The following is a 24,418-nucleotide window of genomic DNA, read 5'->3' as shown; positions in this document are numbered from 1 at the left end:
TAAGCAAAAATCCATTGAAAAGGTGTCCGGATGTTTGACTACAAATTATTGGAATCATTAGAGCGCATCGGGGCATTAAAAAGCTTTGAAGCCGCCTCACAAGAACTCAATATTACCCAATCGGCTATTTCGCAACGCATTACTAATTTAGAGCAAAGAGTCGGCTCAATTTTGGTTCAGAGAGGTAAAACCTTGAGCTTAACCGCAACTGGTCAAGCCTTAGCTAATCACGTGATCAAAGTGAAGCAACTGGAGCTAGAACTCAAGCACTTAATGAATGACAGTGTTAAACCTCATGCCTTAAAAATTGTAGTGAATGCCGATAGCTTGGCTACATGGTGGTTTAAAGCGACAAAAGAGTTCAATCTAACCCATGATGTGATGTTCGATATTATGATTGAAGATCAAAGCCGTGGGTTAAAGCATTTAGAAGAAGGGCTCGTGTTGGGGTGTTTATGCAGCAGTGACAAGCCTCTTAATGGCACCCGTTGTTACTTTGTCGGTAATATGGAATATCGTTTTTATTGTGCGCATCATTTTTATCAACGTTATTTTACTCATCCTGACCGCCAGCATTCCATTAATCAGGCTCCCGCCATCATCTTTGGGTCTGCCGATAAATTACATAAACAAACCTTGCAGCAATGGGGATATCAAACCCATTATCCTTATCATATTTGCCCATCCAGTGAAGGGTTAGCGCACATGGTAACCAATGGACAAGGATATGGCTTGCTGCCGGTCTTACAAGCCGAACCGTTTAATGAGCAACTTGTAGACATTTTCCCTGACCAACCGGGGATACAAGTGCCGCTGTATTGGCATTACTGGCATCAAAGCGGATCAGTACTCGATAAATTATCGCAACTGTTGGTTGGGGAGAGAACCAAGGGCTTAATAAGATAAGTTTCTCATTTCTAGCTTCTAGCTTCTAGCTTCTAGCTTCTAGCTTCTAGCTTCTAGCTTCTAGCTTCTAGCTTCTAGCTTCTAGAGAAGACTAATCCCGTTTAAATAAAAAAGCGACCAAGAACGCTCTTGATCGCTGATAACTAAAACATCCGCTCTTAGGAATGAGACTCTGGCAAACGAGTACCTCTAACCCTCGATCCCCGCATGACGCAACAGCGCATCAATTTGCGGCTCACGACCACGGAAACGTTTGAATAATTCCATCGGCTCTTCACTGCCACCCATTTCTAGGATGTGAGAAAGGAAGCGTTGCCCCGTTTCTTTGTTGAAGATGCCCTCTTCTTCAAAACGTGAATACGCATCGCTTGATAACACTTCTGCCCATAAATAGCTGTAGTAACCTGCACTATACCCACCAGCAAAAATATGGCTGAAGGCATGTGAGAAACGGTTCCATTCTAAGCTTGGCAGCACCGCCACTTTGGCTTTTACTTCTGCCAAGGTTTCCAGCACTTTCGCGCCAATATCTGGGTCGTATTGTGAGTGCAGCGTGAAGTCGAATAAACCAAACTCAAGCTGACGCAAAATAAACATCGCGGATTGGAAGTTTTTCGCAGCCAACATTTTATCCAACATTTCTTTGGGTAACGGTTCACCCGTTTGGTAGTGACCAGAAATAAAAGACAGCGCCTCTTCTTCCCAGCACCAGTTTTCGAGGAACTGGCTTGGTAACTCTACAGCATCCCAAGGCACACCATTGATACCAGACACCGCTGCCACTTCAACTTGCGTCAACATGTGGTGAATACCATGACCAAATTCGTGGAATAAGGTCACCACTTCATCATGCGTGAACAGCGCAGGTTTATCACCAACAGGTTTATTAAAGTTACAGGTTAAATAGGCTACCGGTGATTGCAACGAGCCATCAGCTAAGCGACGACGTACACGACATTCATCCATCCACGCACCGCCACGTTTATGCTCACGTGCGTATAAATCAAGATAGAAACTCCCACGCAGCTCGCCATTGGCATCAGTAATGTCAAAGAATTTCACCGACTCATGCCAAGTATCAACACCCGACTTTTCCGTCACTGTCATACCAAACACGCGGTTTAGCACTTCAAACAGGCCCGCCACCACTTTTGATTCAGGGAAATAAGGGCGCAGCTCTTCATCCGAAATTTGGAACAACTTCTGCTTTTGCTTCTCACTGTAGTAGGCAATGTCCCATAAGTTTAATTCACTCACACCACATTCTTGTTCGGCAAATTGACGTAGCTCTTCCACTTCACGCTCACCTTGAGGCTTCGCTTTCGTCGCTAGGTTGTTCAAAAACTCCATCACTTGCGCTGGAGTTTCTGCCATTTTAGTAGCCAGTGATTTTTCCGCATAAGAACTAAAACCAAGTAGGCGCGCAATTTCATGACGCAGTTTTAATTCTTCCGCCATCACTTCGCTGTTATCCCACTTACCAGCATTAGGGCCACGATCAGAGGCGCGAGTCACAAAGGCTTCATACATCTCTTGGCGCAGTGCTTGATTATCACAGTAGGTCATCACTGGAATATAAGAAGGCATTTCTAAGGTCAACAACCAACCGTCGAGCTCTTTAGCTTCCGCATTGGCTTTGGCCGCCGCCATCGCAGATTCAGGCATGCCAGCTAACTCACTTTCATCGGTAATATGCTTGCTCCACCCCATAGTGGCATCGAGCACATTATTAGAAAATGTGGAGCCAAGCTCTGATAAACGTTTACTGATTTCGCCATAACGTTTTTGTTGATCAACGGGCAACCCAATGCCAGATAATTCGAAATCTTTTAGCGCATCATTAATCGATTTTTGCTGAGCCGTCGACAAGGTGGAAAATTCATCGCTGGCTTTTACCGCTTTATACGCTTGATACAAACCTTTATGTTGTCCCACCCAAGTGCCGTATTCAGAGAGCAATGGCAGACAAGCCTCATACACTTCACGTAATTCAGTACTGTTTTTAACTGAATTTAAATGACTAACAGGCGACCAAATGCGACTTAAACGATCGTCAGTTTCCGTTAACGGCTCACAGATGGTCGCCCAACTTGGCGCCGCTTCATTGGCTAACACTTTTTCGACTTGCGCGCGGCAGTCGGCAATGGCTTGCTCAACGGCAGGCTGAACATGTGGTGGTGTGATGAGAGAAAACGGCGGCAATCCATCTTTGGATTCGGTGAACGAGAGTAACGGATTAGACATGAATGGTTCCTTAATCGTGAAATGAAGCACGGTTTGGTTATCGCTGTATATTTGATAAATGTAGTCTTTCGGGTGAAATTTCAATAGCTGGAATGTTAAAAAGCCAGTTGCGGATGCTTTTATCAGGCATTAAGACATTTTATTCGGTATCATTAGTATCAATATTGACCCACTTTTACGAGACCTAACATGCTGAGTTATCGCCATAGTTTCCACGCTGGCAATCACGCCGATGTGGTAAAGCACATCGTGCAAAGCCTGATTCTTAATGCCTTAAAGCAAAAAGAAAAACCTTTCGTGTACCATGATACACATGCTGGGGTTGGACGTTATGACTTAACCCATGAGTGGTCAGAAAAAACCGGCGAATACAAACAAGGTATTGCGCGTATATGGCAGCAAGATTTGCCGGAAGAAATAACAAGCTATCTGCAGGCGATTAAAACCTTAAATGAAGGTGATGAACTTCGTTATTATCCGGGTTCTCCACGCGTAGCACGTGCTCACTTACGTCAACAAGATCGCATGGTCTTAACAGAACTGCATCCGAGCGATCACCCTCTTTTAGAGCAAGAATTTCATCGCGACCGTCAAGTTTCGATCCACAAAAAAGACGGCTTTGAACATTTAAAAGCCAGTCTGCCACCTAAAGAACGTCGTGGATTGGTCCTTATCGACCCGCCGTATGAATTGGCGCATGAGTATCAAGATGTGGTCAAGGCCATCGCACAAAGCTATAAACGTTGGTCTACTGGGGTGTATGCCATTTGGTATCCAGTGGTCTATCGCCACACCATTGATGACATGTTAGCTGGCTTAAAAGATCTGGGAATTCGTAAAATTCTACAAATTGAATTAGGAGTTTCACCAGACAGTAATGAACGTGGTATGACGGCTTCTGGGATGATTGTCATTAATCCTCCGTGGAAACTTGAAAGCCAAATGAATGAGATCCTACCCTTATTAAAACAAGCCATCGCCCCGGCGACAGGTCACGTCAAAGTCGATTGGGTAGTGCCAGAATAAATCAATAGGGTTGTAACGTGCGGGTTACGCCCTCAGATCTTAATTACATAAAACAAACTCGGTTATGGAGAACGAAATGGCAAAGCATTTTGATTACATTTGTATCGGTGGTGGCAGTGGTGGTATTGCTTCTGCTAACCGCGCTGCCATGTATGGCGCAAAAGTCGCATTAATTGAAGCTCAAGACTTAGGCGGCACCTGCGTTAACGTGGGTTGTGTACCGAAAAAAGTGATGTGGCACGGCGCACAAATTGCCGAAGCCATGCACCTATATGCCAAAGATTATGGTTTTGATGTCGACGTCAAAGGCTTCGATTGGAATAAGCTTGTTGAAAGTCGCCAAGCTTATATTGGTCGCATCCACCAGTCTTATGACCGCGTACTTGGCAATAATAAAGTTGAAGTCATCCGTGGCTTTGCAAAATTCGTGGATAGCCAGACCGTTGAAGTTAATGGTGAACACTATACCGCCGATCATATTTTGATTGCCGTCGGTGGTCGTCCAACCATTCCAAATATTCCAGGTGCTGAATACGGCATCGATTCTAATGGCTTCTTTGAGCTCAATGAACAGCCGAAGCGCGTCGCTGTCGTGGGCGCAGGTTACATTGCGGTTGAAATCGCCGGCGTGTTACACGCTCTTGGCACTGACACCCATTTATTCGTACGCAAAGAATCGCCTCTGCGTAGCTTTGACCCTATGATCATCGACACCTTAGTCGAAGTGATGAACACCGAAGGTCCAACACTGCATACTCATTCCGTCCCGAAACAAGTAGTGAAAGAAGCCGATGGTAGCTTAACCTTGCACCTAGAAAATGGTGAAACTCAAAACGTTGATACTTTAATTTGGGCGATTGGTCGCCACCCTGCTACTGATGCGATTAACCTTGATGCGACCGGGGTTGCCACCAACGAGCGCGGCTACATCAAAGTCGATGAATATCAAGAGACTAACGTCAAAGGCATCTACTGTGTTGGTGACATCATGGAAGGTGGCATTGAACTGACACCAGTCGCGGTCAAAGCCGGACGCCAATTGTCGGAGCGTTTATTCAACAAAAAACCAAACGCAAAAATGGACTATAACCTAGTCCCAACCGTGGTATTTAGCCACCCACCGATTGGAACTATTGGCCTCACAGAAGCAGAAGCCAAAGCACAATACGGCGAAGACCAAGTGAAAGTCTATACTTCAGGTTTCACCGCCATGTACACCGCTGTAACCGCCCATCGCCAACCCTGCAAAATGAAGCTGGTTTGCGCAGGTAGCGATGAAAAAGTCGTCGGCTTACATGGCATTGGCTTTACCGTCGATGAAATGATCCAAGGCTTTGCCGTTGCCATGAAAATGGGCGCAACCAAAGCCGACTTTGATTCTGTGGTGGCGATTCACCCAACGGGCAGCGAAGAATTCGTGACCATGAGATAATCACACTCATCATGCACCACACATACAGCCTCACTATGGTTAGCGGGGCTGTTATTTTCATACTGAATACCCCTCCTTTTTACCTGCTACCTCAGAGCCTCTCGACGATTTCTTTTATCATTATTCCAATAGGATCACTGTTTTATATAAGCTTTTTTCCTCGGAGTAACATAGAATCAAAATTAGAACGGAATTCGTTAGGACCTTGGCCATTTATGTTCATTTTGCTTTTTTCGTTACTCTCATATTGGACAGGAACGCCAATCACGAGTTTAACCAATCCAGATTATCGGGCTTATGCATCTCCTTATAATTATAACCACCTACAACTCGGTGCGGGCTGGCAAACAGATGGATTGGATATTAAGTTAGCTGGCAGCTACATGCTCAATGAACATTGGATTTTGACCAGCCATTACCAAAATTATTTTTTAAATGATGAGGATTACCCAACCGGTGATGAAGCTTACGGCTCTCATTTTAATCAAAGTGACTTTGCCATTGGTGGCTTATATCGATGGCCAATAAACGCTTCACTTGATGCCGTGTTTGGCGGTGAACTCAGTTATGATTGGTATAAGAATCGTCAATCCAGTTCCACCGCCGAGCAAATCGTCGGTATAAATTATGATGACTATAGCCTGGGAGTGCGTGGCTTGGCCGGGTTACGTTATAGCGTGACCGATAACATCGACGTTGGCACCGATATTGGTGCGAAATACGCTTACGGTCGTACTTACTTACAAACTTCTGCTGAAATGAATTACTACTTTACGCAAAATATCGCATTAGGCGGAAGAGCGAGTTATGACGATCATGATGGACAGATTGGCTTTTATATTCGGATAACCAATTAATTCAACCTCTCTCTACCTCATCACAATAATAAGCGCCAACACAATTGATGTATTAGGAAGGAACCGTGCGAACCACTGATGATACCGTCTTCTCAGTGCCCACAATACCTATTAAAACGACCATTTATGGATGAAACTCTATGCTGCTGTCACCTTTTAGATTTAACAATATTCACTTTACGCTTATTGCAGCGTGGTTGAGCTTTATCCCCAGTGAATTTGCTCATGCAGCTCGTGCTATTGGCGAGGTTCACACGGTACCTCAAGTGACCAACCAGAGCCCACCAGCGACCTCTCATCATCCATCAACCTCTTCCCCCCAACCCACTAGCCCCGCAAGTACAGATAAAGTCTGGGACCGAGTATTACCATTAGGTGGACAAGTGGCAATTTATAACGGCTATGATTTACCTTTGCCGTTTGGGGTCAGTTTTTTGTTTAGCCATGTAGCACAAGACCAACTCATAAGCGACATGAAACTAGGTTATAGTGGAGAACCTAATATTGATATCGATTTTCTATCATTCGATAAATTTCGCAGTAAAACCAACACCCCACAACTTAAACTAGATGCTTGGGTACTGCCATTTCTCAACGTCTTTGCCACAGTAGGCCGAATCAACGGCACCATTGATATTAATATGAGCATGCCCAAAGGCAGTGTGGTTACCAGTGGTCCGGTAACCGAAGCACTAAACAATGGCATTCAGGCTTATTGCGCCAAAAATCCATTAAAATGTAAGGCTGGCAGCCAATTACTTCCCGATGAAATGCCTGATATTTTCAGTGGTGAACCTTGGCGTTTGAGCGCAGAAGCGGAAGTTGAAGGTTATAACTACAGCTTTGGAGCAATGTTAGCGGGAGCCAGCGGGGATTGGTTCTACACCATGCCGATTGTTTACACGCAAACCGACATGAAAAAAACCAACGTCAGTGGAGGAGCTCTCAATATTCAACCACGCGTTGGCTATACCTTTGATCTGCCACATGGTTTAGATGTCAACTTATATACCGGTGCCAGCTACATGGATATTCAACAAACCTTAAAAGGTGGGTTTAACCTAGAAACCATGGAATCTTCACAAGACTTTGATGCACCACATACTATTGCGTTTGAAGTTCACCAAGAAAATAAAGAAAAGTGGGCCGGTATTTTGGGTTTTAACTTGAATGTCAATCAACACTTATCAGCAGCAATGGAGTACACCGGTATTGTTGGTGATCGTAGGCAACTTATTTTAATGCTGAATGGGCGGTTTTAGGTTTTAGGTCTGATACAACAAAAGCCTAACTCCGTAAGGACGAGTCAGACTTTGGTTTGCATCATGCTCTGTTATCGATAAAACGAGTTCCTTAACTAACCTCACTGCTTAACCATCTGCTGGGAATACGACTCCCGTTTGCTGGCGCACTTCAGTGGTAATACGCGATACCCCTAGCGCACGCGCTTTCGCTTTTTCACACAATTTACCTTGCTTAATCTGCTCAGCAAATTCTTTAGCTTCATAAGTCATGCTGTTATCGACTTGTGGCACTTGTAATCGAAGCGGCGCTTCACCGCGTAATTTGAGTACCACATGATCACACTCTGAAATATGTTCAATAATAAGTGAGCCCGCCTCGCCTTGAATTTCGCTGGGGATGTTCGAATCCGAAACTTTGGAATGAGACAGCACTACTTCATGGTCTTCGTAGGTTAAAATGACTGTACCATGCGCATCAACGCCAGAGTCAAGTAAGTGAGCACTCGCTTTCACAGTTATAGGTTCGCCAAATAGTGCCACTGCACTCGATACACAATAAAAACCAATGTCCATGATCGAGCCATTAGAAAAGACAGGGTTGAAGGTATTTGGATTTTCTCCATCCAAATAACGCTGATAGCGAGATGAATACTGACAATAATTAATAAAGACTTTATGTAGCTTACCCAACTTACCAAGGTTCTGATTAATGAGCTGAAAGTTAGGTAGGTACTCAGTTTTAAATGCTTCAAATAGCACTACATCATGCGCTTCAGCAACTTGATACATGTGCTCCGCTTGCGTGATATTAGAGGCGACGGGCTTTTCACAAATCACATGTTTACCATGTTCAAGCATCAACACGCTTTGGGCATAATGCAATGAGTTAGGACTTGCGATATACACCGCATCAAACGCATCACTTTGCGCCATAGTCTCTAAATCGGTAAAACATTGTGCTGGCGCGTTAAACAGCGTAGCAAACTCTGACGCTCGCGCTTCGGTGCGTGAATACACGCCGGTTAATTCAAACTCATTCACTTCTATGGCTGCTTGCACAAAACGCTCAGTGATCCAGTTTGTCCCGATAATGGCTAGACGTAGCATATGTTTCCCTTTCAATCGACATACCTAAAAAACAAACCGCAAAAGTCTCCCTTTGCGGTTTATCATCATACGTTAGTTTTTTCAGCGAGTAACCTAAGTCACTCAGCGATGAAATTAACCTTTATACAGTTTCGGGTTAAAGACATCGCGTAACCAGTCACCTAATAAGTTAATCACTAACACTATGGTTACTAATACAATCCCAGGGAAAGCCGTGATCCACCAAGAACCGGAGAAAATATAATTAAAGCCAATACTGATTAATGAACCTAGAGAGGGTTGATCAACCGGTAAGCCCAATCCTAGAAAAGATAACGCCGCTTCCGACATAATCGCATTAGCAATTTGCACCGTTGAAATAACCAAAATTGGTGATAAACAGTTTGGCAAAATATGACGGAACATAATACGTGGAGAACGGAAGCCCATTACACGCGCCGCTTCTACATATTCTTTTTCCTTCTCAGCCAATACCGAGGCTCGAATAGTACGTGCATATTGCGGCCATTCGGCTACCCCAATAATCACAATCAACATCAAGACCGCATATTCACTGTAAAACTCTCCGCCAAAACTGGCTTTGAAAATAGCCGATACAATGATCGCCACCATCATAGTTGAAAAGGACAGCTGAACATCTGCAAAACGCATTAAAAAGCTATCAATACGTCCACCAAAATAACCGGCAGACAAACCAATAATGATGCCAAGGAATAATTGTACCGCCACCGCACAAAAACCTATCATTAGCGACAAACGAGACCCATACAAAATGGTCGAAAAAATATCACGTCCTTGATCGTCCGTTCCTAGCCAAAATGCACTTTCCCCTCCGGCCATCCACGATGGAGGAAGCTCTGAGTTCATGATATCAATTGAAGTTAAATCATACGGGTTGGTTGGAGCGATCCAAGGTGATAACACCGCCGCGACAAAGAATACCATAAACACCGCAAAGCTAACCATCGCGACTTTATCACGTAAGAAATAATATAAAATATCCGACTGCTTAAAACGCTCCCAACGAGTAGGAACAATAGATGAGGTTTGCTGATTCATGATTATGCTCCTTTTCCTGTGATATTGACGGTTGGGTTAACCAAGCCATATAGCAAATCAACGATGGTATTGGTGACCACGAAAATCAAACCAACGAAGATAACGTAAGCGGTAATTAACGGCGTATCGACACGGTTAATCGCTTCAAGGAAAAGAAAGCCAGTTCCTGGCCATTGGAAGACAGTTTCTGTCAAAATGGTGTAGGCCACCATAGTACCGATTTGTACCCCACCCACCGTCAGCACTGGTAGCATGGTATTTTTTAATGCATGTTGATAATAAATTTTGTTCATGGCCAACCCTTTGGCTTTACAAAATTTAATGTATTCAGAACTCAATACTTCCAACATTTCTGAACGGACTAAGCGAACAAATAATGGCAACATGATCGAGGCAAGTGAAATACAAGGTAGCACTAAATGCGCCAAACCATCGAGAGTAAATAAGCCTGAATCCCAGCCTAAAATATCACTGGTATCACCTCGCCCATAAGATGGTAACCAACCTAGCTCAATGGAAAACACATACATCAACATAATGGCAGTCAGAAAGACCGGAATCGAAATCCCAATACTGCTCATCGCCATAATAGCTTTCGTCAGTAGGCTCTTCGGATTAATGGCCGAATACACCCCAAGCGGTATCGATAAGAAAATAATGATCACTGATGCACCAAACACCAGTTCTAATGTTGCTGGCAACTTATCTAAAATAACGTCTGCTGCCGGCTTTTTAAAAAAGTAAGATGTGCCAAGATCGCCATGCAATGCATTGACCACAAAACGGTGATATTTCACCACAAACGGATCGTTCAGCCCCATCTCATCACGAAGTGCATCACGTTCTGCTTGCGAGACAGATTGTCCGACGAGCTCACGCAACGGGTCACCTAGGTTATCCTGTATGGAAAACGCAACCAAACTGATCACAAACATCACTATCAGTGCCTGAAACAGGCGCTTGACCAGAAACGTAAACATTCCTTGCCCCTTAAAATCATCCATAAATGCAGGTTAGCTCCGTATTTCTTAAAAGTAACCCGCTTATTTTTATAGGACCGCATACCCAGATTCCAGAGTATACGGTCTGTTATTGACTCATTAATACGAATTCAAGATCTTAAATTCGTTTATTTTTCATCCACCACTAAATCACCAAAGTATGGGAAGTTCATGCCGTTCACGATCGGTGCAATATGAACGTTAGATTTAGCAGCCCATGCTAGGTTTTCCCAATGCAGTGGAACGAAAGCAGCATCCTGATATAGAATCGCTTCGACTTTCTGTAATTGTTGTGCACGAGAGGCCGGATCGGTATTCACGTTGGCTTCGGTAATCAGTTTATCGACTTCAGGGTTAGAATAATGACCACAGTTATACTGGCCTTTACCCGTTTGTTCGTTACGAGTCATGGTTAAAAATTCAGTCAAGTTCGCTGAATCTTCCGTATCTGAGTGCCACCCTACCATCAAGATATCGGCTGAGCATTTATCAAACTCAGGCCAATATTGCGCTTTTGGCATGGTTTTTAGATCAACTTTAATACCAATTTTTGACAGCATTGCCGCCGTTGCTTGTGCAATCTGCGCATCGTTCACATAACGGTTATTTGGCGCAATCATGGTCAAACTTAACCCTTTTTCATAACCCGCTTCTTTCATCAGTTCTTGCGCTTTTTTCAAATCATAGCGCGGTTTTAACTCTGGGTTATAGCCAGCATAACCTTCTGGACTCTGCTGGCCTGCCGCCGTAGCGAAGCCTTTCATGATACGTTTTGCAATACCTTCATTGTTGATGGCATACACGATCGCTTGACGCACGCGCGCATCTTTTAGTGCAGGGTTACTATCTTGGTTAAGTTGGAAGGTAATAATACGTGTGCCAGGTAGGGTAACGAGCTCAAAACCTTTAGCATCTTTAACACGTTGTTGGTCATTAGGAGCAACAGGAGCAATCATGTCAACACCACCAGAAAGCAAGGCAGCAACTCGGGTTGCATTTTCTTTGATCGGTTTAAGAGTGAGATTATCAACGTTACCTTTGCTGTCTTTATCCCAATAATCTTTAAAACGAGTAAAGTCGACTTTTACCCCTTGCTCACGATCAGAAACGATAAATGGCCCTGTACCTGACTCATGGGTAGAAGCAAATGAATTACCATGCTTCACAATCTCACCTTTATCTGGCGACTCAGAATAAAACTTACTGTCCATCGGGAAAATGTAAGTAGCGGTCTGTAGAACCAGCGGGAAACCTTCTTCAGTCTTAATGTCGATCGTATAATCATCCACTTTTACCATATCGGTGAATGGCGTGAAGATACCTTTGAAGTCAGGAGATTTTTGTAAACGCTGGAAAGTCCAAATAACATCATCCGCAGTCATGGTATTGCCAGAGTGAAACTTCACCCCTTGGCGTAGATGAAAGCGCATTGTGTGACCATCAATACGTTCCCATTTTGTCGCAAGACGTGGTTCAAACTCGAGAGATTGGGTGTAACGAACCAATGGGTCAAAGACCATGTGAGAAAGTTGAAGTGTACCGCCAGACAATTGCTCTTGTGGATCAAGCGATACCGGATCAGCATCATACGCCACGGTAATATCGGCCGCTAATGCGTTAAAACTCAAACCTGTTGCTGCCAAAGCAAGTGCCAATTTGGTCTTCATCATTTTCATTTGCATAACTCCTTCATGCGGGAGGACATCCCTTGTTTTTATTTAGAGTGTAATATTGTGTTTTTATACATCTGTGTGGTATTTCACCAACTAAAACCCGCCAAAGCCTTAATTATCAAGCCTTAAGCGGTTTTTATCTCTTCTCTTAAACCTGTAAATTCTGGCATTAAAGAAATTAATTGCTGACTGTATTCATGTTGCGGAGCAGTAAATAATTGTTCCGTTGGCGACACTTCCAATAGTTGTCCCATTTTCATGACCCCAATGCGATCGCACATTTGGCGAATCACCGGTAAATCATGACTGATAAATAACATGGTCAGATTCAATTCATCTTGTAAGTCTTTTAACAGATTCAAGATCTGTGCCTGAACTGATACATCCAAAGCCGATGTCGGTTCATCACAAATTAATAAACGCGGACGAGTCGCTAATGCACGAGCAATCGAGATACGCTGACGCTGGCCACCAGAAAATTCATGCGGATACTTCAATCCAGCCATACGCCCCAGCCCAACGTGATCAAGTAGATCATGGACGATCTTGCGCGTTTCATTCTCATCGCGCGTCAATTTATGAAAACGAATAGGTTCGGCGATGATATCGAAAATTTTCATGCGCGGATTCATTGAGGTATAAGGGTTTTGGAACACCATTTGCATCTGACGGCGGAATGGACGACGTTCGCGTTCAGATTTAATTGCCGTCAAATCAATCCCTTCGAAGGTGACTTTGCCCTCATTTGGTGCGTATAAGCCGGCAATGACTCGTGCAATGGTCGACTTACCAGAACCCGATTCTCCAACTAATCCAAAAGTTTCCCCTTCATGTACTTCAAAACTGACATTGTTAGATGCCTGAACGTATTCTCGACGTGACTCAAAAAAGGAATCTTTGGTGGTAAAACGCAAGCTCACGTTTTCAACATTCAATAACGGTCCTGTATAGTCACGCTGATCTTGGCTTTGTCCTAACCAATGGTTTTTGATATCGAGCGGCTCCATCTCATGGGCTTCTTCGATATAACTCACTAATGGAAAACGGTCGAATTTTTTATCTGAACGCGGGACCGCTGAAATTAGACTGTGTGTATAAGGGTGTTCAGGAGTTCCCAGCACTTTTGCTGTTGGCCCAAACTCCACCAAATCGCCACGATACATCACAGCGACTTTATCGGTTACGTTAGACACCACCCCCATATCGTGAGTCACGAGCATGCAGCCAACATTATTCTTGATACATAAATCGCGAATTAGATTCAAAATCTGATCTTGGATAGAAACATCAAGTGCCGTTGTCGGTTCATCTGCAATGATTAAATCCGGCTCACCCGCTAGGGCGATAGCAATCACCACCCGTTGACGCATTCCGCCTGAAAATTGGTGTGGGTACTGCTTCAGGCGATTTTCAGGTTGTGGTATCCCAACTTGTTTCATGAGATTTAACGCACGAGTGTAAGCTTCTTGTTCCGACACTTTCATGTTCGCATGAATGGTCTCAGTTAATTGATGCTCAACCGTAAAAAGAGGATTTAAGGAGGTCATGGGATCTTGGAAAATAAATCCAATCTTTGAACCACGTACCGAGCGCATTTGTTCCGAATTTAAACCGGAAATCCTATCGCCATCCAAATACACATCGCCACCAGCAATGCGACCTGGGGGGCTTAATAAATCAATAACAGCGTTACCAACGGTAGATTTACCGGCTCCCGATTCTCCCACTACACCAACGATTTCACCTCGTTCAATGCAAAAAGAAAGGGATTTAACTGCGGTGTGGACACCGTGACGTGACGGATATTCAATCCGTAGATCTTTAACTTCTAAAAGTGGCATTACCAGACCTCTACTGCTTTGACAGCTTTCTGCCTTGTCTGTAAAAAACGAATCCATTCGCTGCAATGTCCCCGTGAACACACGAGGGGATGCAAAATATTCACTCAAATCTGGCAAATAATTCATCAAAAAGCAACAAAACAGCATATAAAATGGTAAGAAAAGCCATGAAAAGCACATTTATTAACAAAACGCCAACGAACCATAGACAATGTCGTTCAATAAATATACAAATCAAAAGAATTGTCTTAAAAGGATATGTCATCGATCACAAAGTTAAAATTTATACTCATCACACAAATTAAATGATCAGACATTGAAGAGACTTTATTTATACAACGAAAGGAATTGCGCATTTCTTATGATAAAAGCAAAAAAGGCTCCGCATTGCTGCAAACCTTTTATTGTGGTCGGTGAAGAGCCAAGATTTGTATATCAGGCGAACCCACGAATTGTCGGGCATTAGATGCCAAAAAGGCTCCTCATTGCTGCAAACCTTTTATTGTGGTTGGTGAAGAGCCAAGATTTGTATATCAGACGAACCCACGAATTGTCGGGGATTAGATGCAAAAAAGGCTCCGCATTGCTGCAAACCTTTTATTGTGGTTGGTGAAGAGCCAAGATTTGTATATCAGGCGAACCCACGAATTATCGGGCATTAGATGCAAAAAAGGCTCCGCATTGCTGCAAACCTTTTATTGTGGGCGGTGAAGAGCCAAGATTCATATATCAGGCGAACCCACGAATTGTCGGGGATTAGATGCAAAAAAGGCTCTGCATTGCTGCAAACCTTTTATTGTGGTTGGTGAAGAGCCAAGATTTGTATATCAGGCGAACCCACGAATTATCGGGGATTAGATGCAAAAAAGGCTCTGCATTGCTGCAGAGCCTTTTTTTAAGGTGGTCGGTGAAGAGGGATTCGAACCCCCGACCCTCTGGTCCCAAACCAGATGCGCTACCAAGCTGCGCTATTCACCGAGTTTTGTATTCGCTTTTAGTTAAACAAACTGAGGGTCACCCTCTGGTCCACTTATTCCTAAAAGCCGGAGATGCGCTACTAAGCTGCGCTATTCACCGATGTAAGTTCCTAGTCCCTAGTTTACTAGTTCCTAGAGGTGCCAGTTTTAATCTTCCTAGTAACTAGGAATATAAACTCGTACCTAAAATATGGGGTGGCTAACGAGGCTTGAACTCGCGACAACCGGAATCACAATCCGGGACTCTACCAACTGAGCTATAGCCACCACAAATATGATAAGCCCTGAGCTTTCAGGGCTTATATAAAGTGGTCGGTGAAGAGGGATTCGAACCCCCGACCCTCTGGTCCCAAACCAGATGCGCTACCAAGCTGCGCTATTCACCGAGTTTTGTATTCGCTTTTAGTTAAACAAACTGAGGGTCACCCTCGGGTCCACTTATTCCTAAAAGCCGGAGATGCGCTACCAAGCTGCGCTATTCACCGAATTTTGTATTCGCTTTTAGTTAAACAAACTGAGGCTCACCCTCTGGTCCGCTTATTTCCAAAAGCCGGAGATGCGCTACTAAGTTACGCGATTCACCGATGTAAGTTCCTAGTCTCTAGTTTACTAGTTCCTAGAGGTGCCAGTTTTAATCTTCCTAATAACTAGGGATATAAACTCGTACCTAAAATATGGGGTGGCTAACGAGGCTTGAACTCGCGACAACCGGAATCACAATCCGGGACTCTACCAACTGAGCTATAGCCACCAATGTTTTTTACCGATACTCTCAAAGCTGTCCGAATGGCACGCCCGAAAGGATTCGAACCTTCGACCTTTGCCTCCGGAGGGCAACGCTCTATCCAGCTGAGCTACGGGCGCATGCCCTATCGGCGGAGAGGAATAATACGGATATCGTACTAGGTCGTCTAGTACTTTTTCATCTTTTTTTACTGTTTGATGTGTTTTTCAGCAATTAAAGCATAAATAAACCGTTTTAGGATGTGACGCACTCCATGTCACAGCGATCTTATAGTTTATAGAGAGATATTAAAAAGATACAATCACGTTCTGTTTACAAATTTATAACTAGATTTGCTCACGATGAGCAAACGCATCATATTATTGCAACCTGAGCATAGAGTGAGTTTATGGATATGAATCGCCAAACTTTAATTATTCTGACCGCAACATTAACCTTTTCTTCCTTTACTTTTGCTTCAGGAATTAGTGATAGCGAACGAGCAGCCATTGCTGATCGTATTAAACCGGTTGGTGATGTGTATTTAGCTGGCAATGAACCCGTGGTAGAAACCCCTTCAGGTCCTCGTGATGGTGCTGCCGTCTATAGTACCTTCTGTATTGCTTGTCATGGTACAGGTGTCAGTGGTGCGCCGAAAAAGGACGACGCTGGCGATTGGGCGCCACGTATAGCACAAGGTGAAGCCACATTAATTAAGCATGCTATTGAAGGGTTTAATGCCATGCCCGCAAAAGGCACTTGTATGGATTGTTCTGATGATGAAATCAAAGCAGCCATTGAATACATGGCTGCCGGGCTATAGTCAATATCGCTCTGTAGCGTTTGCCATTAAAAAGCAAACCAAATAGACAAAAGCCTTGCCTTGACCATCACATCAAGTCGCAAGGCTTTCTTATTTAACCTGAGGTTGATTAGTAATCGAAACCAGCGCAGTCTTACTTTTTAAACATCGCTCTTAAATTGGCAATGTGAGCTTGCCCTTTTTCCATGCGTTCTTCGGCAGTTTGCGGTTTCTTGTGTAATTCCCACTCCACATCATCAAAGGGTAATTCATCTAAAAAACGGCTCTGAGTCGGCTTTAAGATTTCCCCGTATTGACGACGCTCACGACACATCGTAAATGTTAGTTCTCTTTGTGCTCGAGTAATCCCAACATACATAAGGCGACGCTCTTCATCCACATTATCTTCATCGATACTGGTTTGATGTGGCAAAATTCCTTCTTCTGCCCCCATCAAATACACATAAGGAAACTCCAAGCCTTTCGAGGCATGCAAAGTCATCAACTGCACTTGGTCAGCGTCATCTTCTCCTTCACCTCGCTCCATCATGTCCCGTAGCGTTAAGCGTTGTACCACCTCTTTTAAGGTTTTGACTTCTTGGTCGTAATTGTCACCTTCTAAATCGGAGGTAATCCATGTATATAAATCTGAAACGTTTTTCATCCTCATTTCAGCCGCTTTCGGGCTCGATGAAGTTTCATATAACCAATCTTCGTAATTAATATCACGCACTAATGAGCGTACCGCTTCCACGGTGTTACCTCGTTCTGCATTGTCTGCAATTTCCACAATCCAAGAGGTAAATCGACGCAATGCTTCCAAGCCTCTCCCTGATAGATGATGTTCAAGTCCCAACTCAAAACTGGCCGCAAATAAACTCTTACCGCGCATGTTGGCATAACTGCCCAGTTTTTCTAACGTCACAGGGCCAATTTCACGTTTGGGAGTATTCACGATTCGTAAAAACGCATTGTCATCATCCGGATTCACCAAGACACGTAAATAAGCCATGATGTCTTTAATTTCTGCACGGGCAAAAAATGATGTTCCCCCTGAAATTTTATACGGCACTCGGTTTTGCATTAACGATTTTTCAATCAGTCGTGACTGATGATTACCGCGATACAAAATGGCATAATCTTTATATTGAGTACGATTTAAAAATTTATGCGCGATGATTTCACCAGTAACCCGCTCCGCTTCATGCTCTTCATTTTTGGCGGTCAATAACTTGAGCTTTTCGCCATCAGGAATTTCAGAAAATAATGTTTTTTCAAACACATGTGGGTTGTTGGCAATCAAAATATTGGCACAACGTAAAATACGGCTAGTCGAACGATAATTTTGCTCAAGCTTAATGATTTTTAATTGTGGGAAATCTTGATTCAATAACACTAGGTTTTGCGGTCGAGCCCCACGCCAAGAATAAATCGACTGGTCATCATCTCCTACAACAGTTAAACGCGCTCTTTCTCCCACCAGCAGGCGAACTAATTCATATTGACTGGTGTTGGTATCTTGATATTCATCCACCAGCAAATAGCGAATTTTCGCTTGCCAACGCTCTCTCACTTCTTGGTGCGTTTTCAGCAGCAATACCGGCATGGCAATCAAATCATCAAAATCAAGTGCGTTGTAAGCCTTCATTTGCTTGAGGTACATTTCAAAGCAAAAGGCAAATAATTGCTCTTGCTCTGAACGGGCTTGTGCTTTGACCTGATCGGGCGTCAGCATGTCATTTTTCCAGTTGGAAATGCTGCTCATTAACTGACGTAACAGATCTTTATCACCATCTAATTGGGTTTCGGTTAATTCTTTTAATAACGCTAGCTGGTCTTGGTCATCAAACAATGAAAAACCCGATTTCAGACCTAATGTTTTATATTCACGACGAATAATATTCAGACCTAAAGTGTGAAAGGTCGATACCATTAAGCCACGCGACTCGGCCTTGCCCAGAGTTTGTCCTACCCGTTCTTTCATTTCTCGAGCGGCTTTATTGGTAAAGGTCACCGCGGCGATATGTCTTGCTTGATAGCCACATTGTTGTACCAAATAGGCAATCTTATTAGTGATCACTCGCGTTTTGCCCGACCCGGCACCGGCGAGGACCAAGCATGGGCCTGACACGTATTTTACTGCTTCGTCTTGTCTAGGGTTTAATCTCATTTTGCTCTCAGTCGTGTTTCATTTGTTAGCAATCAGCCTAGATGTAACAAAATAATTCAATTTTATAATTTTAGTGGCGATATCAAAAGTTAAGAATATAATGAATGAACGTTCATTCATGTGTTTGATTTATGACCAATCCAACCGATAATTCTATTGTAGATAAACGACAGCTGATCTTAAATACCGCTGAGCAAATGCTTGCCAGAACCGGTTTTCAAGGGATGTCGATGCACAAACTTGCTCAAGAAGCAGGTATTGCTGCAGGTACGATTTATCGCTATTTCCAAGATAAGGATGATCTTGTCGAAGCCATTCGCTTACACGTCCTTCAACAAGTAGCCGATATAGTACAACAAGGCGTGGAAGACCACATGCCTTTAAAAGAGAGATTCATATTAATTTGGAGAAATGTATCGAATATGGCGACCACGAAAAATGAAGTCGACATTATTCTAAACCGTCTCCAATACGAATCATTACCCGTAAAGCCGACCTGTGGTAACGACATTGAACGTCAATTATTTTACAAAATTGACGCTATGTTCAATGAAGGAAAAGCACAAGGCATATTTAAACCCTTAGATAATTATATTCTCGCCAGTTTAAGCCTAGACGTGAGCTTATCCATTGCAAAAAAACACGTCGTTGGCAGTTACACCATTACACAAGCAACCCTTGATGCGGCTATTGAAGCCAGTTGGGATGCGGTTATTCAACATTAACTTGGAGCTTTTATCAGAATGAAAAAGTGGACTTTCATTATGTTAGTCGTCGCGATACTACTATTTGGTAGTGTGATCGGCTTTAACATGTTCAAACAAACTAAGATCGCAGAGTACATGGCGAATATGCCAGAGCCTGAGTTCCCAGTAACCGTCACAACCTTGTCGCCAGAGACTTGGACCCCAACCATTAATGCCATTGGTTTTATTGAACCTATTCAAGGCGTAACCTTAACGGCGCAAGCCAGTGGGCAAATTGATCGCATTAATTTCGATTCAGGAATTCAAGTTAAAGAAGGCGATGTGTTAGTTGAAGTGGACTCTAAAGTTGAAAAAGCTCAACTTCAAAGCTCTCAAGCGAAACTGCCTGCCGCCAAAGCTAAATACATTCGTTACAAAGATCTTTACGCGAAAGGCTCGATTTCAAAAGAAGCTTACGATGAAGCACAAGCTAATTACTTGTCATTATCAGCAGATATTGCCAGCTTAAAAGCATCGATTGAACGTCGAACGGTTACTGCTCCTTTTGCCGGCACCGTGGGTCTACGTAACGTGTTCCTCGGCCAATTTTTAGAAACCGGTCATGATGTCGTTCGTTTGGAAGACATGAGTGTAATGCGTTTACGTTTTACTGTGCCACAAACCGATATCAGCAAGATTTACGTCGATCAACAAGTGAATATTGTTGTGGATTCTTACCCTGATAAAACCTTTGAAGGCTCAATCACCGCGATTGCACCTGCAGTCAATGCTCAAAGTGGTTTGATTCAAGTGCAAGCACAGATTCCAAATAGCGAAGGCAAACTACGCAGCGGGATGTTTGCACGTGCGAGCATTATCTTGCCGTCACTAAAAGAGCAAATTATCGTACCGCAAACGGCGATTACTTATACCCTTTACGGCGATAGTGTCTATGTTCTTGAAGAGCAAGAGGGCGTACAACGTGCGATACAAACGATCGTGAAAGTTGGTGAACGTAAAGGCAGCATTGCCCATATCATCGAAGGGTTAAAGCCTAATCAAACCATCGTCACTTCCGGTCAAGTACGTTTAAGTAATGGCTCGAAAGTCAAAATTGTTGAGAGTGATGCAACCACTCCACCAGCTCAAACCCCAATGCTGTAAGCGGAGGTTAAAATAATGCGCTTTACTGATGTTTTTATAAAACGTCCAGTTTTGGCGGTATCGATCAGTCTTTTGATTGCTTTGCTTGGTTTCCAAGCGATCTTCAAAATGTCCGTTCGTGAATACCCTGAAATGACCAACACGGTAGTAACGGTCACCACCAGTTACTACGGTGCGGATGCAAACTTAATTCAAGGCTTTATTACTCAGCCTCTCGAACAAGCTATCGCTCAGGCCGATAATATTGACTATATGACCTCCTCATCGGTCTTAGGCTCTTCCACTATTACAGTGACCATGAAGCTTAATACCGATCCCAATGGGGCATTAGCCGATATTTTGGCTCAGACCAACTCGGTTCGTTCGCAGCTACCAAAAGAAGCTGAAGATCCAACCGTAACCATGTCGACAGGTTCAACAACCTCAGTGCTGTATATTGGTTTTACCTCTAGTGAGTTAGTTTCTAGTCAAATTACTGACTACTTGCAACGTGTGATTAACCCACAGCTCTTTACAGTCAACGGGGTTTCTAAAGTCAACTTATACGGTGGTCAGCAATACGCACTACGTATTTGGTTAGATCCTGCGAAAATGGCAGCCTTTGATCTCACGGCAACTGAAGTCATGGGAATTTTAGATGCCAACAACTACCAATCTGCCACCGGTCAATCGACTGGCGAATTTGTGATTTATAATGGTAGCGCAAATACTCAAGTAGAAAGTACTGATGAACTAGAACGTCTAGTAGTTAAATCAGATAAAGGCCAAGTAGTGCGCTTAAGCGATATTGCCAAAGTCACTCTCGCTAAGAGCCATGATAGTTATCGTGCAACCTCTAATGGTTCAGAGGCGGTAGTGGCTGCAATTGACGCTGCACCGACCGCTAACCCCATCAACATTGCACACGATATTCTGGCGATGCTGCCTGAATTACAAAAGAACTTACCAAGCAATATTGAAATGCGAGTCCTTTATGATTCAACGGTCGCAATTAACGAATCAATTAATGAAGTTATCCATACGATTTTAGAAGCGGCCTTAATTGTATTAGTCGTTATCACTTTATTCTTAGGTTCTTTCCGTGCGGTATTGATCCCTATCATTACCATTCCATTGTCATTGATTGGTGTAGCGGTTGCTATGCAGGCGATGGGCTTTTCATGGAACTTAATGACGCTACTGGCCATGGTATTAGCCATCGGACTTGTGGTAGATGACGCGATCGTCGTTTTGGAAAACGTGGACCGTCATATTAAGTTAGGCGAACCCCCATTTAGGGCAGCAATTATTGGTACCCGTGAAATCGCGACCCCAGTTATTGCCATGACCTTAACTTTAGGTGCGGTATATGCTCCTATCGCCTTGATGGGTGGGATTACCGGATCCTTATTTAAAGAGTTTGCCTTAACACTAGCAGGGGCGGTATTTGTGTCAGGGATTATCGCCTTAACACTCTCTCCTGTGATGTGTTCAAAAATGCTCAAAGCACATACTAAGCCTAGCCGATTTGAATTGACGGTACATGGCTTGCTTGATCGCATGACTAATCGTTATGAGCGTGCACTCCATGCAGTAATGCAACACCGTCCTGTATTTATCGCTTTTGCGGTGATCGTTATGGCGAGCTTGCCGTTATTGTTCAAATTCATCCCAAGTGAATTGGCACCCTCTGAAGATAAAGGCGTGGTGGTATTGATGGGTACAGGAGCCTCAAACTCTAACCTCGATTACCTACAAAATACGATGGATGAGGTGAACAACATTCTCGTTGATCAACCAGAAATCCAATATGCGCAGGCCTTCTCTGGTGTACCAGCATCGAACCAAGCTTTTGGTATTGCTTCGATGAAACCATGGAGCCAACGTGAAGCCAGCCAATCTGAAGTCACTGACCGTGTCGGTAAGTTGATGAAAGATATTCCAGGAATGAATGTCTCTGCATTCCAAATGCCAGAGTTACCAGGAGCTGGTTCTGGTTTACCGATGCAGTTTGTTATCACAACGCCAAGCAGTTTTGAAAGCTTATTCCAAATTGCGAGTGATATTCTATCGGAAGTTGGTAAGAGCCCATTGTTTGTTTATTCCACTTTGGATTTAAACTTTGACTCTGCCACCATGAAAATCAACATCGACAAAGACAAAGCCGGTGCCTATGGGGTGACAATGCAAGATATTGCAGCCACCATTGGGACGATGATGTCAGATGGCTATGTTAACCGTATTAATCTTGATGGTCGTTCGTATGAAGTGATCCCACAGGTTGAACGTAAAGACCGCCTTAACCCAGAATCAATGAACGGCTATTATGTTCGTGCTTCTAATGGTGATGCGATTCCATTAAGTGGTTTAGTCAAAATTGATGTAATTGCACAACCATTGTCGCTACCACACTTAAACCAGCTAAACTCAGCAACGATTGGCGCTGTTCCGGCACCAACTGCTTCAATGGGTCAAGCCGTAGACTGGTTTGAAAACATGGCCGCAGAAAAACTGCCATTAGGTTATAGCCATGAATACTTAGGGGAAGCTCGTCAATATGTGACGGAAGGTAACGCCCTTTATGCAACCTTTGGCTTAGCTTTAGCTGTTATCTTCTTAGTACTGGCAATTCAGTTCGAGTCAGTTCGCGATCCATTAGTCATCATGGTATCAGTACCACTGGCTATTTGTGGGGCGTTAATTGCCTTAGCTTGGGGGGCTGCGACCATGAATATCTACTCACAGGTCGGTTTGATCACCTTAGTGGGTTTGATTACTAAACATGGTATTTTGATTTGTGAAGTTGCAAAAGAAGAACAGCTATTGCATGGCAAATCGAAAATGGATGCGGTTATGGAATCAGCGAAAGTTCGTCTTCGTCCAATCCTAATGACAACGGCGGCGATGATTGCCGGTTTGATCCCACTGCTTTATGCAACAGGAGCCGGTGCTGCTCAACGCTTTAGTATTGGTATTGTCATCGTCGCAGGCTTAGCCATCGGGACTGTATTTACATTGTTTGTACTGCCGGTCATCTATAGCTACCTAGCCAGCGAGCATAAACCTTTACCTGAGTTTGATGAGACAATTCCACCGCTTGAAGATCCAACTCAACACAGTTAATCGTTAATCAATATTTACTAACCATAAAGGCTGCCTACTTCGGCAGCCTTTCGTTTATTTGTGGAACCAATAACAAGACTTTTTGCCTATCTTTACTTAGAATGTGGACAAGATTATTTAGGAGTAGCAACATGTTTGACGCAAAAAAAATTGAGCAAATTGCAAAACAAATTCATGACTCAATGCCACAACCAGTGAAGGATCTCGGTGCGGATGTTGACCAAAAGGTTCGCCAAGTCCTACAAGGTCAATTAAGTAAATTAGATGTCGTCTCTCGTGAAGAGTTTGATGTACAAACCCAAGTGCTATTACGCACCCGCCAAAAGCTCAATGAATTAGAAACTAAGCTTGCTGATATTGAAGCGAAGTTAAACGAAAAAGAATAGTTTCGAGTTTCGAGTTT

General features: G+C 43.5%; 17 protein-coding genes and 5 tRNA genes. 10 read left to right on the top strand and 12 right to left on the bottom strand.

Annotated elements, in window-relative coordinates:
• Positions 1 to 30 precede the first annotated feature (30 nt).
• Positions 31 to 906: an ArgP/LysG family DNA-binding transcriptional regulator gene (locus VCA1004_RS00755; RefSeq protein WP_086981959.1), complete on the top strand. Its 876-nt coding sequence runs from the start codon at positions 31 to 33 to the stop codon at positions 904 to 906.
• Positions 907 to 1,095: 189 nt separating this feature from the next.
• Here VCA1004_RS00755 and prlC read toward each other — a convergent pair whose 3' ends face one another.
• Positions 1,096 to 3,150: an oligopeptidase A gene (gene prlC / locus VCA1004_RS00750; RefSeq protein WP_086981958.1), complete on the bottom strand. Its 2,055-nt coding sequence runs from the start codon at positions 3,148 to 3,150 to the stop codon at positions 1,096 to 1,098.
• 189 nt (positions 3,151 to 3,339) lie between these two features.
• On the opposite strand from prlC, the gene VCA1004_RS00745 reads away from it, so the two are divergent.
• From VCA1004_RS00745 to VCA1004_RS00730, 4 genes are all read left to right on the top strand, one after another.
• A complete protein-coding gene (locus tag VCA1004_RS00745) occupies positions 3,340 to 4,176 on the top strand; it encodes a 23S rRNA (adenine(2030)-N(6))-methyltransferase RlmJ (protein WP_086981957.1) in 837 nt (278 codons plus the stop codon).
• A gap of 76 nt (positions 4,177 to 4,252) precedes the next feature.
• Positions 4,253 to 5,608 carry a glutathione-disulfide reductase gene (gene gorA, locus VCA1004_RS00740; RefSeq protein ID WP_086981956.1) on the top strand — a complete coding sequence of 452 codons (1,356 nt, stop codon included), beginning with the start codon at positions 4,253 to 4,255 and terminating at the stop codon, positions 5,606 to 5,608.
• A gap of 215 nt (positions 5,609 to 5,823) precedes the next feature.
• Positions 5,824 to 6,465: a hypothetical protein gene (locus tag VCA1004_RS00735; protein ID WP_086981955.1), complete on the top strand. Its 642-nt coding sequence runs from the start codon at positions 5,824 to 5,826 to the stop codon at positions 6,463 to 6,465.
• A 140-nt stretch (positions 6,466 to 6,605) separates the two neighbouring features.
• Positions 6,606 to 7,727 (top strand): hypothetical protein, encoded by a 1,122-nt coding sequence (locus tag VCA1004_RS00730; protein WP_086981954.1) that lies wholly within the window; start codon positions 6,606 to 6,608, stop codon positions 7,725 to 7,727.
• 108 nt (positions 7,728 to 7,835) lie between these two features.
• On the opposite strand, the gene VCA1004_RS00725 is transcribed toward VCA1004_RS00730, so the two are convergent.
• From VCA1004_RS00725 to VCA1004_RS00680, 10 genes are all read right to left on the bottom strand, one after another.
• On the bottom strand, positions 7,836 to 8,816 hold the full coding sequence (locus VCA1004_RS00725) for a Gfo/Idh/MocA family protein (protein WP_086981953.1): 981 nt from the start codon (positions 8,814 to 8,816) through the stop codon (positions 7,836 to 7,838).
• A 114-nt stretch (positions 8,817 to 8,930) separates the two neighbouring features.
• The gene (locus VCA1004_RS00720; RefSeq protein WP_086981952.1) at positions 8,931 to 9,875 is read right to left on the bottom strand and encodes an ABC transporter permease; all 945 of its coding nucleotides are present in this window, start codon (positions 9,873 to 9,875) and stop codon (positions 8,931 to 8,933) included.
• A gap of 2 nt (positions 9,876 to 9,877) precedes the next feature.
• Positions 9,878 to 10,855 carry an ABC transporter permease gene (locus VCA1004_RS00715; protein WP_086984591.1) on the bottom strand — a complete coding sequence of 326 codons (978 nt, stop codon included), beginning with the start codon at positions 10,853 to 10,855 and terminating at the stop codon, positions 9,878 to 9,880.
• Positions 10,856 to 11,004: 149 nt separating this feature from the next.
• The gene (locus tag VCA1004_RS00710) at positions 11,005 to 12,552 is read right to left on the bottom strand and encodes an ABC transporter substrate-binding protein (RefSeq protein ID WP_086981951.1); all 1,548 of its coding nucleotides are present in this window, start codon (positions 12,550 to 12,552) and stop codon (positions 11,005 to 11,007) included.
• A gap of 122 nt (positions 12,553 to 12,674) precedes the next feature.
• Complete coding sequence (locus VCA1004_RS00705; protein WP_086981950.1) at positions 12,675 to 14,390, bottom strand: dipeptide ABC transporter ATP-binding protein; 1,716 nt, start codon at positions 14,388 to 14,390, stop codon at positions 12,675 to 12,677.
• A gap of 901 nt (positions 14,391 to 15,291) precedes the next feature.
• Positions 15,292 to 15,368 (bottom strand) — tRNA-Pro (locus VCA1004_RS00700).
• A 190-nt stretch (positions 15,369 to 15,558) separates the two neighbouring features.
• Positions 15,559 to 15,634: transfer RNA gene (locus VCA1004_RS00695), tRNA-His, on the bottom strand.
• A 42-nt stretch (positions 15,635 to 15,676) separates the two neighbouring features.
• Positions 15,677 to 15,753: transfer RNA gene (locus tag VCA1004_RS00690), tRNA-Pro, on the bottom strand.
• Between the two features lie 289 nt (positions 15,754 to 16,042).
• Positions 16,043 to 16,118: transfer RNA gene (locus tag VCA1004_RS00685), tRNA-His, on the bottom strand.
• 36 nt (positions 16,119 to 16,154) lie between these two features.
• Positions 16,155 to 16,231 (bottom strand) — tRNA-Arg (locus VCA1004_RS00680).
• Between the two features lie 269 nt (positions 16,232 to 16,500).
• Between VCA1004_RS00680 and VCA1004_RS00675 the strand changes: the two genes are divergently transcribed.
• Entirely contained in the window at positions 16,501 to 16,914 is a 414-nt protein-coding gene (locus VCA1004_RS00675; protein ID WP_086981949.1) for a c-type cytochrome, read from the top strand.
• Positions 16,915 to 17,047: 133 nt separating this feature from the next.
• Here the strand turns inward: VCA1004_RS00675 and rep are convergent, their stop codons facing one another.
• Complete coding sequence (gene rep, locus VCA1004_RS00670; protein ID WP_086981948.1) at positions 17,048 to 19,063, bottom strand: DNA helicase Rep; 2,016 nt, start codon at positions 19,061 to 19,063, stop codon at positions 17,048 to 17,050.
• Positions 19,064 to 19,194: 131 nt separating this feature from the next.
• Here rep and VCA1004_RS00665 point away from each other — a divergent pair, with 131 nt between their 5' ends.
• From VCA1004_RS00665 to ubiK, 4 genes are all read left to right on the top strand, one after another.
• Entirely contained in the window at positions 19,195 to 19,788 is a 594-nt protein-coding gene (locus tag VCA1004_RS00665) for a TetR/AcrR family transcriptional regulator (protein WP_086981947.1), read from the top strand.
• An 18-nt stretch (positions 19,789 to 19,806) separates the two neighbouring features.
• Positions 19,807 to 20,913 (top strand): efflux RND transporter periplasmic adaptor subunit, encoded by a 1,107-nt coding sequence (locus VCA1004_RS00660; protein WP_086981946.1) that lies wholly within the window; start codon positions 19,807 to 19,809, stop codon positions 20,911 to 20,913.
• 15 nt (positions 20,914 to 20,928) lie between these two features.
• Entirely contained in the window at positions 20,929 to 24,015 is a 3,087-nt protein-coding gene (locus tag VCA1004_RS00655; RefSeq protein WP_086981945.1) for a multidrug efflux RND transporter permease subunit, read from the top strand.
• Positions 24,016 to 24,146: 131 nt separating this feature from the next.
• Positions 24,147 to 24,401 (top strand): ubiquinone biosynthesis accessory factor UbiK, encoded by a 255-nt coding sequence (gene ubiK, locus VCA1004_RS00650; protein ID WP_086981944.1) that lies wholly within the window; start codon positions 24,147 to 24,149, stop codon positions 24,399 to 24,401.
• Positions 24,402 to 24,418 lie beyond the last annotated feature (17 nt).

The organism is Vibrio aphrogenes (genome assembly GCF_002157735.2).
GTDB lineage: Bacteria > Pseudomonadota > Gammaproteobacteria > Enterobacterales > Vibrionaceae > Vibrio > Vibrio aphrogenes.
The sequence above is the reverse complement of the archived record's forward strand: the minus strand, read 5'-3'. Positions and strand labels throughout refer to the sequence as shown.